This is a genomic window from Dactylosporangium sucinum, from assembly GCF_014647515.1.
Taxonomy (GTDB): Bacteria; Actinomycetota; Actinomycetes; order Mycobacteriales; family Micromonosporaceae; genus Dactylosporangium; species Dactylosporangium sucinum.
In genome coordinates, this window is record NZ_BMPI01000022.1 from 68,147 (window position 1) to 81,148 (window position 13,002).

The 13,002-nt window shown below is 71.7% G+C and carries 14 protein-coding genes; 8 read left to right on the forward strand and 6 right to left on the reverse strand.

Going from position 1 to position 13,002, the window contains the following annotated elements; translation table 11 throughout:
• Positions 1 to 497 precede the first annotated feature (497 nt).
• The 3 genes from radA to IEZ31_RS22925 form a co-directional block, all read right to left on the reverse strand.
• Complete coding sequence (gene radA, locus IEZ31_RS22915) at positions 498 to 1,904, reverse strand: DNA repair protein RadA (protein ID WP_190251987.1); 1,407 nt, start codon at positions 1,902 to 1,904, stop codon at positions 498 to 500.
• Between the two features lie 34 nt (positions 1,905 to 1,938).
• Positions 1,939 to 2,667 carry a hypothetical protein gene (locus tag IEZ31_RS22920; RefSeq protein ID WP_190251988.1) on the reverse strand — a complete coding sequence of 243 codons (729 nt, stop codon included), beginning with the start codon at positions 2,665 to 2,667 and terminating at the stop codon, positions 1,939 to 1,941.
• 96 nt (positions 2,668 to 2,763) lie between these two features.
• Positions 2,764 to 3,585: a UbiA family prenyltransferase gene (locus IEZ31_RS22925; protein ID WP_190251989.1), complete on the reverse strand. Its 822-nt coding sequence runs from the start codon at positions 3,583 to 3,585 to the stop codon at positions 2,764 to 2,766.
• Positions 3,586 to 3,630: 45 nt separating this feature from the next.
• On the opposite strand from IEZ31_RS22925, the gene IEZ31_RS22930 reads away from it, so the two are divergent.
• Both IEZ31_RS22930 and IEZ31_RS22935 read left to right on the forward strand, forming a co-directional pair.
• Positions 3,631 to 4,341 carry a class I SAM-dependent methyltransferase gene (locus IEZ31_RS22930; protein WP_190251990.1) on the forward strand — a complete coding sequence of 237 codons (711 nt, stop codon included), beginning with the start codon at positions 3,631 to 3,633 and terminating at the stop codon, positions 4,339 to 4,341.
• Between the two features lie 20 nt (positions 4,342 to 4,361).
• A complete protein-coding gene (locus IEZ31_RS22935; RefSeq protein WP_190252057.1) occupies positions 4,362 to 5,378 on the forward strand; it encodes a type III polyketide synthase in 1,017 nt (338 codons plus the stop codon).
• A 3-nt stretch (positions 5,379 to 5,381) separates the two neighbouring features.
• Here the strand turns inward: IEZ31_RS22935 and IEZ31_RS22940 are convergent, their stop codons facing one another.
• The gene (locus IEZ31_RS22940) at positions 5,382 to 6,155 is read right to left on the reverse strand and encodes a hypothetical protein (protein ID WP_190251991.1); all 774 of its coding nucleotides are present in this window, start codon (positions 6,153 to 6,155) and stop codon (positions 5,382 to 5,384) included.
• 366 nt (positions 6,156 to 6,521) lie between these two features.
• Here IEZ31_RS22940 and IEZ31_RS22945 point away from each other — a divergent pair, with 366 nt between their 5' ends.
• Both IEZ31_RS22945 and ispD read left to right on the forward strand, forming a co-directional pair.
• Entirely contained in the window at positions 6,522 to 7,007 is a 486-nt protein-coding gene (locus IEZ31_RS22945; RefSeq protein WP_033363204.1) for a CarD family transcriptional regulator, read from the forward strand.
• Positions 7,008 to 7,046: 39 nt separating this feature from the next.
• Entirely contained in the window at positions 7,047 to 7,745 is a 699-nt protein-coding gene (gene ispD / locus IEZ31_RS22950; RefSeq protein ID WP_190251992.1) for a 2-C-methyl-D-erythritol 4-phosphate cytidylyltransferase, read from the forward strand.
• A gap of 193 nt (positions 7,746 to 7,938) precedes the next feature.
• On the opposite strand, the gene IEZ31_RS22955 is transcribed toward ispD, so the two are convergent.
• Positions 7,939 to 8,676: a TVP38/TMEM64 family protein gene (locus IEZ31_RS22955; protein ID WP_190251993.1), complete on the reverse strand. Its 738-nt coding sequence runs from the start codon at positions 8,674 to 8,676 to the stop codon at positions 7,939 to 7,941.
• A gap of 102 nt (positions 8,677 to 8,778) precedes the next feature.
• Between IEZ31_RS22955 and ispF the strand changes: the two genes are divergently transcribed.
• A complete protein-coding gene (gene ispF / locus IEZ31_RS22960; RefSeq protein WP_190252058.1) occupies positions 8,779 to 9,255 on the forward strand; it encodes a 2-C-methyl-D-erythritol 2,4-cyclodiphosphate synthase in 477 nt (158 codons plus the stop codon).
• Entirely contained in the window at positions 9,256 to 9,633 is a 378-nt protein-coding gene (locus tag IEZ31_RS22965) for a PPOX class F420-dependent oxidoreductase (protein ID WP_190251994.1), read from the forward strand.
• Here IEZ31_RS22965 and IEZ31_RS22970 read toward each other — a convergent pair.
• On the reverse strand, positions 9,620 to 10,795 hold the full coding sequence (locus tag IEZ31_RS22970) for a homogentisate 1,2-dioxygenase (protein ID WP_190252059.1): 1,176 nt from the start codon (positions 10,793 to 10,795) through the stop codon (positions 9,620 to 9,622). The genes IEZ31_RS22965 and IEZ31_RS22970 overlap by 14 nt on opposite strands.
• Positions 10,796 to 10,879: 84 nt before the next feature.
• On the opposite strand from IEZ31_RS22970, the gene IEZ31_RS22975 reads away from it, so the two are divergent.
• Together IEZ31_RS22975 and fahA are read left to right on the forward strand one after the other, a co-directional pair.
• On the forward strand, positions 10,880 to 11,800 hold the full coding sequence (locus tag IEZ31_RS22975; protein WP_229835755.1) for a hypothetical protein: 921 nt from the start codon (positions 10,880 to 10,882) through the stop codon (positions 11,798 to 11,800).
• Complete coding sequence (gene fahA, locus IEZ31_RS22980; protein WP_190251995.1) at positions 11,797 to 12,996, forward strand: fumarylacetoacetase; 1,200 nt, start codon at positions 11,797 to 11,799, stop codon at positions 12,994 to 12,996. Before IEZ31_RS22975 ends, fahA begins: the two co-directional genes overlap by 4 nt.
• Positions 12,997 to 13,002: the final 6 nt, after the last annotated feature.

Below are 13,002 nucleotides of genomic sequence, written 5' to 3' on the forward strand. Positions count from 1 at the left end.
CCCCGGACGAGGTCCGGATGAGGAACCACCTGCCCAGCTCGTAGGGAAGGGTGTTGGGTCCGCGCGGTATTCCTGTCAGGAATGGCTGCTGTATCCCACCCTCGCCGACGGGACGGCAGTTAGGGCAGGGGCCGCGGTTTGTCCTGGTGCCGGCGGCGGACGGCCTGAGGTGGCGGCGCCACGGCGGCCCGGTAGCTATTGGAGCCGGGTGGCCTGGGCGCGGTTCTGGTCGCGTCCCAGCGACGTCATGACACGCCGCGACCGGACGGCAGGGATGGGCCGCGTTTGCCGCTTGGCCGAGGACCAGCCCGCTTAGTCGACGGCAGCGCCCAGCCCCGCGCTCCGCGCAGGCCGGACGGCAGCGCCCGGCCCTCGCACCGCGGACGAGAACAGGCCCCACGGGGCCGGCTGGTCCGGCGCGGCGGTGGGCCCGTACCGCGGCGGCAGGCCCGTACCGCGGCGGCCGGCGCGGCTCACCTGGCGGTCGCGGGCGGCTGTCAGTCGTCGGTGGACTCCGCGGTGGCCTTGACGGCGTAGTGGAGGGCCGTGCGGATGTCGCCCACCTCGAGGACCCGCATGCCCGGCGGGGTGATGCCCGTGGCGGCCGGGCCGCAGCCCGGCGGGACCAGGGCGAAGCGGAAGCCCAGGCGGGCGGCCTCGGCCAGGCGGCGGGGGACGGCGCCGATGCGGCGGACCTCGCCGGTCAGGCCCACCTCGCCGATGGCGACCAGGTCGGGGGGCATGGGGAGGTCGTGGGCGGCGGAGGCGGCGGCCAGGGCCAGGGCCAGGTCGGCCGCGGGCTCGGTGACGCGCAGGCCGCCGACCGTGGCGGCATAGACCTCGCGGTCGTGGAGCTGGATCTGGGCGCGGCGCTGGAGGACGGCCAGGACCATGGCCAGGCGGGCGGAGTCGAGGCCGGAGACCGTGCGGCGAGGTGAGCCGGGCATTTGGGCGCCGATGAGGGTCTGGACCTCGGTGACGAGGGCGCGGCGGCCCTCCATGGCGACGGAGACGCAGGTGCCGGAGACCGCGTCGGCATAGCGGGTGAGGAAGAGGCCGCTCGGGTCGGGGAGGCTGGTGATGCCGCCCTCGTGCATCTCGAAGCAGCCGACCTCGTCGGCGGCGCCGAAGCGGTTCTTCAGGCCGCGGACCATGCGCAGGGAGGAGTGCTTGTCGCCCTCGAAGTTGAGGACCACGTCGACGAGGTGCTCCAGGACGCGTGGGCCGGCCACATTGCCGTCCTTGGTGACGTGGCCGACCAGGATGGTGGCCAGGCCGCGCTCCTTGGCCACGGCGACCACGGCGGCGGTGACGGCGCGGACCTGGGTGACGCCGCCGGCCACGCCGTCGGTGCCGGGAGCCGAGACGGTCTGCACCGAGTCGAGGATGAGCAGGCCGGGCTTGACCGCGTCGAGGTGGCCGAGGACGGCGGACAGGTCGGTCTCGGAGGCCAGATAGAGCCGCTCGTGGAGGGCGCCGATCCGCTCGGCGCGCAGGCGCACCTGGCTGACCGACTCCTCGCCGCTGACGACCAGCGACGGGGTGTCGCCGTGCTTGGCCCACTGCTGGGCGACGTCGAGCAGGAGGGTGGACTTGCCGACGCCGGGCTCGCCGGCGAGCAGGACGACGGCGCCGGGGACGATGCCGCCGCCGAGGACCCGGTCGAACTCGCCGACGCCGGTCGGGCGGGCCTTGGCCGGTGCGGCGCTGATCTCGGCGATCGGGCGGGCCGGCTCCAGCGGGGCGCGGGAGGGGACGGCGCGGAGCGCGGCGGGGCCGGCCGGGCCGGCCGTGGACTCGATGACCGAGCCCCACTCACCGCACTCCGGGCACCGGCCGGTCCATTTCGGCGGCCGATGCCCGCAGACGTCGCACTCGTAATTAGCGCTCTTCGCCTTCGTCACACCCGAAAGCTAGCCCACAGGTATGACAGAAACCCTATTCGCCGTGCCCTTCGTTCTTGACGACCGCGCTCGGCTTCGGCAGCGGGGTCAGCGGCGGCGACATCGGCAGCTCGGGGAGCGTGGCCGTGGTGGTCTTGCCGTCGGCGTAGGTGAAGGTGAAGACGACGTCGGGCTGGGCGGCGCCGGCCTGCAGGGCGTCGGGGAGCTTCTCGATCGCGAGATACGTCTTGGTGTCGGGGCTCAGGGCCACGAAGCCGGCGACGGGGATCGCGATGCTGATCTCGGAGGAGCCGGCCGACGTGGGCGACGGCGACGCGGACGTGGGCGCCGCGTTGGCCGACGCGATGTTCGACGGCGCGCCGCTCACCCGGCGCGAGCCCGACGGGGTCGGGGAGGCCGCCGCCGGCGTGGCGGCGGCCTGCGGGCCGCCGACCAGCACGACCGTGCCGCCCTTGTTGACGCTGACGCCCGTGATCTTGACCGGCTGCTTGGCGTTGTTGAAGATCCGGACGCTCAGCGGCACCGTGGAGCCGGCCTTGTACCCGTCGGCGTAGACGATCGCGGCGTCCCGGACGGCGATCAGCCCGTCGGCGCTGTTGACGCTCACGCCCGGCACGGCGGCGACCTGGGTGTCGGTCCCGGTGATCTGACCGGCGCTGCAGGCGGAGAGCAGGCCCACGCCGAGCGCGGCGGAAGCCAGGAGCGCGGCGCCCAGCACCGTGCGGCGGCGAGCCAGCGGCGTAGCCGGAGTCGAACGCGTCACCTTGGGTCCTCCATCTGGTGTCCCATCATCGGGTGGCCGCAGTACAGCCTAGATGCCGTTGATCCGCTGATGACGCGCACCCTGAACAATGTGACGTCAGTCCAGACGCAGGCCGCTGACCAGCAGAAACACCACATCGATGAGCGCCACGGCGATAACGGCAAGGAAGGGGACGCGGGAGGACGGATCGCGGCGCATGAAGTACCACCCGATCGACAATGCGATCAGGGCGAGCGCCAGCGCCGGCCAGAAGAGCAGCGGCGGCGGACCCGGCGGACCGAAGGCGAGGGTTGCCGTCGCGCCGAGCAGCAGTACCGCCGATGCGAGAAGCGACCCCGAGCGCCCGAACAGCTGCGGGAGGCCCCGCACGCCCATGCGGATGTCGTCGTCAAGATCCGGAAGCGTGTTGACGAAGTGCGCCCCCGCCCCGAGCAGCCCACCGGCCGCCAGCAGCCACAGCGGCGGCGTCCTGCCCGCGCCCAGCGCCACGAACGCGGGCAGGCAGGCGAACGACACCGCGTACGGGAGCACGGACACCGGGGTCGACTTCAGCGGCCAGTCGTAGAGCAGGGCCGAGGCGAGGGCGAGCGTCGCGACCAGGCCGGCCGCCCACCCGGACAGGAACCCGAGCGGCACGCAGGCCACCGCGGCGAGCGCGCCGAGCACCGCGACCAGGCGGCGGGAGAGCTTGCCGGCCGCGACGGGCTTGTCGGTCCGGCCGACGGCGGCGTCGCGGGGCGCGTCGAGGGCGTCGTTGACCCATCCGATCGAGAGCTGGCTCGCCAGTACCGTGGCCGCCGTCGCGACGACGCCGGGCCATGGCCGGTCGAGGCCGATCGCCAGCAACGCGGCGACCGCCGTGACCCCGGCGGCGGGCTCGGGGTGGCTGGAGCGCAGGAGCGAGATCGCAACCGACACTCGGCAAGTGTGGCCGCTGGAGGGGTTCCATGTCAGGCTCGATCCATGCCAGCGGTGCGGCGCGCACGCAACGACCCGGGTCAGTATGACGACCTGGCCGGCGAATGGTGGCGCCCCGGAAGCCCGTTGTCCATGTTGTACTGGCTGGCCCGCGCCCGGGCGAGCCTGATACCGCCCGCCGAGCGCGACGGGGCGGTCCTCCTCGATCTGGGCTGCGGCGGCGGGCTGCTCGCCCCGCACGTGGCCGGCAAGGGCTACCGCCACGTGGGCGTCGACCTCGTCTTCTCCGGCCTGGAGCAGGCCTCGGCGCACGGCGTGGTGCCGGTCCAGGCCGACGCCACGCGGCTGCCGTTCGCCGATGCGAGCGTCGACGTGGTGAGCGCGGGTGAGCTGCTGGAGCACGTGCCAGACGTTCCCGGGGTGATTGCCGAGGCGTGCCGCGTCCTGCGCCCGGGCGGCTGGCTCGTCCTTGACACGATCAACGACACGGCCCTGGCGCGGCTGATCGCGGTGCGCCTGGCCGAGTTCGTCATGCCGGCCGTGCGCGGCATCCACGACCCCGCGCTCTTCGTCGACCCGGGCCGCCTGCGGGACGAGTGCGCCAAGCACGGCGTGCCGCTGGAGGTGCGCGGCGTCCGTCCCACCCTGCTGCCGCTCACCCGCTGGCTGCTGACCCGCCGCAACGCAGTGCCGATCGTGCCGACGTTCACGACCGCGATCCTCTACCAGGGCCGCGGCAGGAAGGGGAATCCGTGACGGGTGCCGCCATAGCGGGGATGGGCGTGACCTTCCCCGACCCGATGCGCCAGGACGACGTGTGGGCAGGCTACTTCGAGCGGCACTACAACGGCTCCCCCCGCAAGGGGCTGGCCAAGCGGATCTTCGCCAACTCCGGGGTGGTCTCCCGCCACGGCGCGGTGAACCCGCTGTTCGAGGACGCGTCCGGCTGGTCGACGGCACAGCGGATGAGTCGGTATCTCACCGAGGCGCTGCCGCTGGGCAAGGACGCGGTCAGCAGCGCGCTGGACTCGGCCGGGCTGCGGCCCGACGAGATCGGCCTGTTCGTGGTCTGCTCGTGCACCGGGTACGCGACGCCGGGCCTCGACATCCTGCTGGCGCGCGACCTGGGCATGGCGCCGACGACGCAGCGGCTGTTCGTCGGGCACATGGGCTGCTACGCGGCGCTGCCCGGGCTGGGGGCGGCGTCGGACTACGTCGCCTCGCGCGGCCGGCCGGCCGTCCTGCTCTGCCTGGAACTGACGAGCCTGCACGTACAACCGCCGAGCGACGATCCGCAGCAGATCGTGGCGCACGCGCTGTTCTCGGATGCCGCGGCCGCGATCGTGCTGGTCCCGGGCGGCTCGGGTGCGTGCGTGGCCGACGTCGCGGCCGTCACCGACACCGCGACGGCCGACCTCATGACCTGGGACGTCACCGACCTCGGGTTCCGGATGGGGCTGTCGCCGAAGGTGCCGGACGTGCTGTCGATCTACGTGAGCGACCTGGTCGGCGGGCTGCTCGACCGGCACGGGCTGACGTTGTCCGATGTGGACGGCTGGGCGGTGCACCCCGGAGGTCCGCGCATCCTCGACGTCGTGCGGGACGAGCTCGTGCTGCCCGAGACGGCGCTGGCCGAGTCGCGCGGCACGCTCGCGGCGCACGGGAACTGCTCGTCGCCCACGGTGCTGCTCATCCTGGACGCGCTGCGCCGCCGGGCCGCCGGCCCGCCCCGGACGACGATGATGCTGGCCTTCGGCCCGGGATTGACCTTGTACGGCGTGCTGCTGCGTTGAGCCTCAGTGCAGGGCGCGGAGATCGTCGACGAACTCGGTCGCGCTGGTGACGTTGCGGGAGGTCTTCGTGACCTTGCCCGCGGAGTCGATGAGCACGGCCGAGGTGGTGCGGTCGGTGGCCAGCGCGGGCACCGCGGCGCGGACCGAGTTGTTCGGGTCGGCGGCCGCCTTGACCGGCACGGCCGCGTCCAGGCCGATCGGCAGGGTGGGGACCCGGGTGGCCACGACGAGAACAGTGGTGGGTTTTCCGGGCTTCGGGGAGGTCCCGGCGCCGACGGCGTCCACAGTGGTGGTGATGAGGTGCTCGCAGCTGCAGCCCTCGACGAGCAGGATGATCGCCGGGGCGACGTCTTTGATCGGTATCGCGGTGCCCGTCGCGTCGAACAGCGTGAGCCCGGCCAGCGACACCGCCACCGGCGGACTGCTCGGCGGGGCGACGCGTGGGGTGGTCCGGGGCGCGTGTCCGGGCCAGGCGACGGCGAACAGGCTCACCAGCGTCGCGATGACCGCGATCGACATGATCAGCAGCGGCACCGCGAGGCCGGGTGAGTCGTCGGTGGTCCGGCGGACCGGCTCGGGGGCGAGGTGCAGCCGGCGGCGCCAGCGGCGGCGGATGGCGGCCCGGCGGAATTGTCGACGGATCTTCGCGCCTTCGTCATCGAGCGCGCCGGGATCGTCGGGGATGATGACCGTGCCCCACTCAGGTGGGAGGTCAGGCAGGCCACCACCTTCTTGCGGTCGATCGCCACCGCCGTTGTCTCCGCGCAGCGTGCCCATCGCTGTTCTCCTCGCACCTGCCTCAACTTTCCCTCACACGGCGCCTGCGCGCCAGAGGGACGTTTCATCGAGATGTGTGCGTGTTTCTCGACGCTCCGCCGCTGGTGGGGTTACTGAGCGTGGTGATCTGGGATACTGGAGGGGTGGCCGTAGACACTTGCCGTAATCAATCGGATATGTCCGACTGGCAGGTCATTTGTGGGTGCTGCGGGTTGTTGATCCGTTACACAGCAGGTTCCACGATTCCTGTCAAGCGGGAGAAAGGGGACTCACATGTGTTCTGACCTGCGCGAATGCCTGTCTCTGGGGTGGGACGACAGCGCGTGACCGTGTTACCCTAGACACAGCGAAAGGGGTTTCGAACCTATGGTTTTCAGTGTCGGCGAGACCGTTGTCTACCCCCACCACGGGGCCGCACTCATCGAGGCAATCGAGACTCGGGTCGTCAGGGGCGAGGAGAAGCAGTATCTCGTCCTCAGGGTCGCTCAGGGTGACCTGACGGTGCGGGTGCCCGCCGAAAACGCCGAGATCGTCGGCGTGCGCGAGGTGGTCGGCGAAGAAGGCCTGACGAAGGTCTTCGACGTCCTCCGCGCTCCGCACACCGAGGAGCCGACCAACTGGTCGCGGCGTTACAAGGCGAATCTGGAGAAGCTGGCCTCCGGCAATCCGCTCAAGGTCGCTGAGGTCGTGCGTGACCTTTGGCGTCGTGACCGCGAGCGTGGTCTGTCGGCTGGCGAGAAGCGCATGCTCGCCAAGGCTCGGGACATCCTGGTCGGCGAGGTGGCGCTCGCCGAGAAGAGCACCAAGGACGAGGCGGAGACGCTGCTCGACAAGGTGCTGACCGAGGCCTGACATTCCAGCCTGGCTATCCCTTCGACCGAGGACCGCGACGTGACGGCGCACCCAAGCGTGCGTGGTGACGTCGCGGTCCTCGTGCCTGCGGCCGGCATGGGGGTTCGACTCGGACCCGGCGGCCCCAAGGCACTTCGACTCCTGCGCGGCGAGCCACTCCTGGTCCACGCGGTGCGGCGCGTTGCCGCCGCTCCCAGCGTGGGCTGCATCGTGGTGGCGGCCCCGCCGGACGCCGTGAGCGACGTGGAAGCGCTGCTCGCGCCGATCACCTCCGGCCCGGCCGGGGTGGTGGTCGTCGCGGGCGGCGCGACCCGGCAGGCTTCGGTGGCCCTCGCGCTGGCCGCCGTGCCGGCGTCCTTCGACATCGTGCTCGTCCATGACGCGGCGCGGGCGCTCACTCCACCGGGGCTGGTGGAGGACGTGGCGTCGGCGGTCCGTGGGGGGCACGGCGCCGTCATACCCGTTCTGCCGGTGGTCGACACCATCAAGCGCGTGGACAGTTCGGGCGCGGTGCTCGGGACGGTGGATCGGTCATCGCTGCGGGCGGTGCAGACCCCGCAGGGCTTCCGCCGGGACGTGTTGGCGAAGGCCCACGAGGCCGCTGTCGACGACCACACCGACGACGCCGGGCTGGCGGAGCGGATCGGCGTGGCCGTGCACACGGTGGCCGGGGCGGAGGCGGCGCTGAAGATCACGCGGCCGTTCGATCTGGCGATCGCGGAGCTGCTGCTCTCATGATCGACGGAAACATCTGGCTGCCATGGCGACCAGAGATATCCATTGATCATGGCCGCTTCGGGGGCCCGAGTTCGCGTTGGTGTCGATTACGGCGCGTAGTCGCGGTGTCGTAACTCTCTGTAACTCGGCCGGCCGGCGTCAGCTACTCAGGCGCGGGCGCACCGGACGGGGCGCCCGCGACATCGGGAACGGGTCAGGCGGTGGCCGGAGTCGCCGGCGAGATCGGGGCCGTCTGCGGCACGTGGTGCTTGCGGGGGCGGCGGCGCCAGACCAGCAGGCTGCCGATCGAGCCGCCGATGCCCAGCGTCAGGATCACCCCACCCGCGATGGACATGCCCGCCGCGTCGCCGCGGGCCGTGGCCGAGCCCAGGGCCGCGTAGGCCAGGGTGGCCGGCATCGCGCCCAGGACCGTGCCCGCGATGAACGGCAGCAGGCGGACCCGGGTGGTGCCGAACAGGTAGTTCGAGACGCCGAACGGCACCAGCGGGATCATCCGGGAAATCACCACCGCCAGGACGCCGCGTTTGGCCACGGCCTGCTCGATCAGCAGGAGCCGGCCGCGGAGGTGCCGCGCCATGAACTCGCGGCCGAGGTACCGCCCGACGGTGTGCGCCAAGATTGCGCCCAGCGTCACACCGACCAGGATGTACATCGCCCCGCTGGAGAAGCCGAACAACAGGCCGCCCACGGCCGACAGCAGCGTCCTGGGCAGGAGCGCCGTCGTCAGCAGGGCCGTGCCGAACACGGCCAGCACGGGGGCGAACGGGTGATCCGGGCTCACCGCGTGGGAGAGTGACGCGCGGTCGGGGCCGACCACAATCATCACCACGAATAGCGTTGCCACCAGCGTCGCCAGGAGACCGAAGCGCAGAGCGGCTCCGGTGCGCCACCACGGCTGGGGGCTCTTCGGGGTCGTCACATCGCTGCGCACCCGACCCAGCCTAGGCCCGGATCGCCGTCCTGCCGAGTCCGATGACGACTCGGCAACCGGAAGTTCACGGTTGTGCACCGATCGTCGTACCCTCGCGACGTGATGTTGATCGGTACCGGAACGGACGTTCACGCCTTCGAAAAGGGCCGCGACTGCTGGGTCGCCGGGCTCAGGTGGGAGGGCGTCGACGGGCTCGCCGGGCACTCCGACGGCGACGTCGCCGCCCACGCGATCTGCGACGCGCTGCTGTCCGCGGCGGGGCTGGGTGATCTCGGGGCGAACTTCGGGACGAGCCGTCCGGAGTGGGCCGGCGCCTCGGGCGTCACCCTCCTGCGCGAGACCGCCCGGCTGGTCCGGGACGCCGGTTTCGAGATCGGCAACGTGTCGGTGCAGGTCATCGGGGTGGCGCCGAAGGTGGGCAAGCGGCGCGCCGAGGCCGAGGCGGCGCTGCGCGAGGCGCTCGGCGGGATCGTCCGGCTGTCCGGCACCACGACCGACGGGCTGGGGTTCACGGGCCGGGGCGAGGGGCTCGCGGCCAACGCCGTAGCGTTGATCTACCCCGTGCAGAAAGAGGCCTGAGTGAACGACACCCTCCGCGAGCTGCTCGACCGCAAGGCGTTCCTGGTGCTCGGCACCGTCAACCCCGACGGCGGGCCGCAGTCCAGCGTCATCTGGGCCAAGCACGACGGCGACGACCTGGTCTTCTCGACGATCCGCGGCCGCCGGAAGACCCGCAACATGGAGCGGGACCCGCGGGTGTCGATCTGTGTGTACGACCCGGCGAACCCGTACCGCTACGTCGAGGTGCGCGGCGCCGTCACGCTGACCGAGGAGGGCGGGCCGGAGCTGATCGACGAGCTCTCCCGGCGGTACGACGGGACCCCCTGGACCGAGAAGGTGCCGGGAGTCACCCGGGTGGTGTGCCGGGTGACTCCGACGAAGGTCATCGAGCACTAGGCGGGGTGTTCGCCCAGGTCCACGCGTAACCCGCGTCCTCGATCGACAGGGCGGGCTCGCAGAGGTCGAGCGGGCGGAACGTGTCGACCATGACCGCGAGCTCGTCGAACGCCTCGACGCCGATCGCGCGCTCGACCGCGCCCGGCTGCGGGCCGTGCGTGAAGCCGCTCGGGTGCAGCGAGATGGAGCCCTGCTCGATGCCGGAGCCGCGGCGGGCCTCGTAGTTGCCGCCGGTGTAGAAGAGCACCTCGTCCGAGTCGACGTTGTGGTGGTTGTACGGCACCGGGATCGCCAGCGGGTGGTAGTCGACCTTCCGCGGCACGAACGAGCAGATCACGAAGTTCGGACCCTCGAACGTCTGGTGGACCGGCGGCGGCTGGTGCACCCGGCCCGTGATCGGCTCGAAGTCGTGGATCGAGAACGCCCACGGGTAGAGGCAGCCGTCCCAGCCGACGACGTCGAATGGGTGTTTTGCGTAAATGTGCTCGGTCCAGCCGCGGCGATGCTGGACGAGCACGGAAGTGTCAGACCCCTCCTGGAGTATGGGCGCCGAGGGGCCGCGGAGGTCGCGCTCGCAGTAGGGAGCGTGCTCCAGGAACTGGCCCCGCACCGACAGGTAGCGCCGCGGGGGGCCGATATGTCCAGTCGCTTCGATCGTCAGCAGCTTCACCGCACCGCCGACCGGGACCAGCCGGTGGATCACCGACGTGGGGACGATCGCGTAGTCGCCCTCGGTCAGCTCCAGCACGCCGAAGGTCGTCTCCAGCGTGACCGAGCCGGCGGAGACGTAGAGGCACTCGTCCCCGATCGCGTTGCGGTAGAGGGGCGAGGGCAGCGACGCCTCGACGTAGGAGATGCGCACATCGTCGTTGGCGAGCAGGTGCTGGCGGCCGAGCACGGCGTCGACGGGCTCGCCGCCGAGCTTGCCGGTCTGGAAGTGGCGCGGCTTGAGCGGCAGGTTGGGGATGCGCGACCAGGCCGGCGGGGTGAACTCGGTGGCCGAGACGATCGCCGTCGGGGGGTTGCGGTGGTAGAGCAGCGACGAGTCGCTCGAAAAACCCTCCTGCCCCATCAGCTCTTCCGCGAACAGCGAGCCGTCCGGTTGGCGAAACTGGGTGTGGCGCTTCGGCGACACGTCGCCGACGCGGCGGTAGTACGGCATCACGGCCTCCACGATGAAAGTTGGAGTGTCCGGATAGCGGACGAAGTTGTCCGCCCTGTATAGCGTCCATTAGATTCGGAAGCTGTGTCAAACGCAGTGCCGCCCCTGCTGACAGCCCTCATTGACGACGCCGCCGTGTTCCCGCCGGGCAGCGCGGCGCTCGCCGACGCCGTTCCCGCCCACGACGGCCACCGCGCGAGCTGGTATGCGCCGCTCGTCGGCCCGCTCCTGCTACCCGTCGCCGACCTCGGCGACCCGGCGCTGGCCGGTCACGCCCACGGCCTCGGCGTGATCGGGGAGCCCGGCGCGATCGAGCGCGCCCTGTCCGCGCCGGACGGCCTCGGAGCCGTCGACGTCCGGCAGATCGAGAGTCCCGTCGCGAAGCGGGGGGAGGATCCGGGTCCGGGGATCAAGCGGCTCGCGGCGCTCGTGCGGGCGTGTGCGGAGCCCTGGGAGTGGTATTTCGAGGTGCCGCTGACCTGGGGCCTCATGTCGGCGCTCGACGAGCTGGCCGATCTGCGGGCCGAAGGGCTGCGGGCCGCCGCGAAGTTCCGCACCGGCGGGCTGGCGGCGGAGCTGTTCCCGACGCCGGTCGAGCTGGCCGCGGTGATCTGTGCCTGCCGGGACCGGGAGCTGCCGTTCAAGCTGACGGCGGGGTTGCACAACGCCGTCCGGCATACGGACGCGGAGACCGGCCTGGTGCACCACGGGTTCCTCAACGTGCTGGCCGCCGTGCTCGCCGCGGCCGACGGGGCCGAGCCGGCCGACCTGTCGATCATCCTGGGCGGCACCGACGCCTTCCCGCTGGCCGAGGCGGCGCGGGTCGCGCTCGGCCGGCCGCGGCCGCTGTGGGCCGGGTTCGGCAGCTGCAGCGTCCAGGACCCGGTCGCCGATCTGACCGCGCTCGGGTTGCTGCGCCGGCCGAAGGAACACGGCCCGACCGGGCTGACTGCCGTGGGCCCGAATGCCGATCTCCGTGCCGACCGTGAGGAGGGGCAGCGGTGACGTGGTTGGAGCTGGCCGAGGATCACCCGTTCGGGGTGCACAACCTGCCGCTGTGCTCGTTCGGGCGGGAGTGCGCCGAGTGGGTCGGGGTGCGCATCGGCGACCGGATCCTCAACCTGGCCGGGGCCGAGAGTCTGGGGCTCGTCGACGCCGGCGGGAGCCTCGACGGGGAGACGACGCTCAACCGGTTCCTGGCGGAGGGACGGCCGACGTGGACCCGCCTGCGGGAGCAGCTCACCGGGCTGTTCAGCGACAGCAGGCAGCGGGAGAAGGTCGAGCCGCTGCTGTTCGAGGTCGGCGAGGTTCGCCTCGGCCTGCCGTTCGACGTGGCCGACTACGTGGACTTCTACTCGTTCGAGCAGCACGCGAGGAACCTCGGGAAGCTCTTCCGGCCCGGCATGGAGCCGCTCCTGCCGAACTGGAAGCACCTGCCGGTCGGGTATCACGGGCGGGCCGGGACCGTGGTCGTTTCGGGGACCGAGATCCCGCGCCCGTGGGGGCAGCGGAAGCGGCCGGACGACGCCGCGCCCACCTACGGGCCGTCGGAGCGCCTCGACATCGAGGCCGAGCTCGGGTTCGTGGTCGGCGTCTCGTCCGGGGGGGCGGTGCCGGTCGACGAGTTCCGCGAGTATGTGTACGGGGCGGTGATCGTCAACGACTGGTCGGCGCGGGACCTGCAGGCGTGGGAGTATCAGCCGCTGGGGCCGTTCACGGGGAAGTCGTTCCGGACGTCGGTCTCACCCTGGGTGGTGTCGCTCGACGCGCTCGACGCCGCCCGGGTGCCGGGGCCGGTGCAGGAGCCCGGGGTCCTGCCGTATCTGCAGGGGCGGGCGCACCATGGGTACGACATCCGCCTCGAGGTGACGTGGAACGGGACGGTCGTTTCCCGGCCGCCGTTCGCGGGGATGTATTGGACGCCGGCCCAGCAGTTGGCGCATCTGACCGTGAACGGTGCGTTCGCGCGGACCGGGGATCTGTACGCGTCGGGGACGATCTCGGGCGCTTCGCCGGAGGAGACCGGATCGTTCATCGAACGGACATGGAACGGCGCACAGCCGGTCCGGCTCTCGGATGGTTCTTCTCGTAGTTTTCTGCTGGACGGGGACACCGTGACGATTTCGGCGACCGCGCCCGGGGTAGATGGCGCTGCGGTCGCCTTCGGTGAGGTGACCGGGACCGTCGTGCAGGAGTTGTGATGAACG